The organism is Streptomyces sp. UF-297 (genome assembly GCF_058245575.1).
The window spans coordinates 1-2,259 of the sequence record NZ_JBSIBZ010000204.1; the positions used below are offsets into that span (position 1 = coordinate 1).

At 73.2% G+C, this 2,259-nt stretch carries 1 protein-coding gene; it reads right to left on the reverse strand.

The genetic code is table 11. The features are described from left to right. Positions 1-2,259: type I polyketide synthase (locus AC4IJH_RS43390; RefSeq protein ID WP_490857545.1), on the reverse strand; the 2,259-nt coding region annotated here is incomplete at both ends.

The window sequence follows — 2,259 nt, forward strand, 5'->3', positions numbered from 1 at the left end:
CAGCACCACCGCCCGATGCTCGAACACCGACCGCGTCGTCGCCAACGACCAGCCCACATCCACCGGCTCCAACTCCGGCCGCATCAGCATCCATTCGCGCAGTCGGCCCGCCTGAGCCGACAGCCCCTCGGCCGACCGGCCCGACACCAGCAGCGCACCGGCCCTGGCGGTCTCGACCACCGTGGGGACGTCGAGCGTCCGGCCCGTCTCGTCCGCGGGCTCAGCGGAGGAGGTCGCCGACTCGCCGTACTCGGCGGGCGCTTCCTCCAGGATGATGTGCGCGTTGGTGCCGCTCATCCCGAACGAGGACACTCCGGCGCGGCGCGGACGCTCTCCGGCGGGCCACGGCACCGACTTCGTCAGCAGCCGTACCTCGCCCGCTGTCCAGTCCACGTGCGAGGACGGCTCGTCGGCGTGCAGGGTCTGCGGGAGCTGCTGGTGCTGGAGGGCGAGCACCATCTTGATCAGGCCCGCCACGCCGGCCGCGGCCTGGGTGTGGCCGATGTTGGACTTCACCGACCCCAGCCACAGCGGACGGTTCTCCGGCCGCTCCTGGCCGTACGTGGCCAGAAGTGCCTGCGCCTCGATCGGGTCGCCCAGCGTGGTGCCCGTACCGTGCGCCTCCACCACATCCACATCGGCGGCGGACAACTGCCCGCTGGCCAGAGCGGCACGGATGACACGCTGCTGGGACGGGCCGTTGGGCGCCGTCAGGCCGTTGGACGCACCGTCCTGGTTCGTCGCCGAGCCGCGCACCACGGCCAGGACCGGGTGTCCGTTGCGCCGGGCGTCCGACAGGCGCTCGACCACGAGCATGCCCGCGCCCTCCGCCCAGCCGGTACCGTCCGCGTCCTCGGAGAACGCACGGCACCGGCCGTCGGCCGACAGCCCCTGCTGCCGCGAGAAGTCGATGAACGTCCCCGGCGTCGCCATCACCGTCACACCACCGGCGAGCGCCAGTGTGCACTCGCCCGAGCGCAGGGCCTGGGCAGCGAGGTGCAGCGCCACGAGGGACGACGAGCACGCGGTGTCCACCGTCACCGCCGGGCCCTCAAGACCCAGCGCATACGACACCCGGCCCGACAGCACACTCGTCGCGTTGCCGGTCATCAGGTGCCCCTCGGCACCGGAGCCGCCCTGACCCGCCAGCGTCACACCGAGCCCGTAGCCCGATGCGAAGCCACCGGCGAAGACGCCCGTCGCGCTGCCGCGCATCGCACCGGGGTCGATGCCCGCCCGCTCCAGCGCCTCCCAGGAGGTCTCCAGCAGCAGCCGCTGCTGCGGGTCCATGGCCAGCGCCTCGCGCGGGCTGATCCCGAAGAAGTCGGCGTCGAACTCCGCCGCGTCCCGCAGGAACGCGCCCGACTGGGTGTACGAGGTTCCCTCGCTCTCCCGGTCCGGGTCGTAGAAGCCCTCCAGGTCCCAGCCGCGGTCGGTCGGGAAACCGCCCACCGCGTCCCCGCCGGAAGCCAGCAGGTCCCAGAACTCCTCCGGACTGCCCGCACCACCCGGGAAACGGCACGCCATACCGACGATCGCCAGCGGCTCGTCCACCGCCACGGCAGACACAGCGGCCACCGGCGCAGCCGCCTCCACTTCCGCCCCGGTCAGCTCACCCCGCAGGAACTCGGCCAGCGCGACCGGAGTGGGGTAGTCGAACACCAGCGTGGCGGGCAGCTTCAGGCCCGTCGCGCCGTTGAGGCGGTTGCGCAGTTCGACGGCGGTCAGCGAATCGAAGCCCAGGTCCTTGAAGGCCCGCCGGTCCTCGATCGCCTCGGCCGAGGCGTGTCCCAGTGCCGCGGCCACTTCGGCCCGTACGACATCGGTGAGCGCCCGCTCCTGCTCCGCCCGGCCCAACCCGGCCAGACGCCGCGTCAGTTCACCCTCACCGCGCACCACGGCTTCGGTCCCCGCGCTCGCGGCGACCAGTCGGCGCACCTCGGGCAGGTCGCGCATGAGCGGCATCTCCCGCACATCCGCAGCGCCCGGGGCGGATGCCAACTGCTCCCAGTCGACGTCCATCACCGTCAGGACGGCATCCGGGCCGTCCAGCGCCTCACCCAGCGCACGCGCGGCGAGTTGCGGGTCCATGGGCGGCATCGGGCCGCGCTTGACCCGCGCCCGTACCGCCGCGCTGGACTCGGCGAAACCGCCGCCCGCCCACACGCCCCAGGCCACGGTCAGACCGGCGAGGCCACGGGCCCGCCGGTTCTCCGCCAGCGCGTCCAGGAAGGCGTTCGCCGCCGCGTAGTTGCCCTG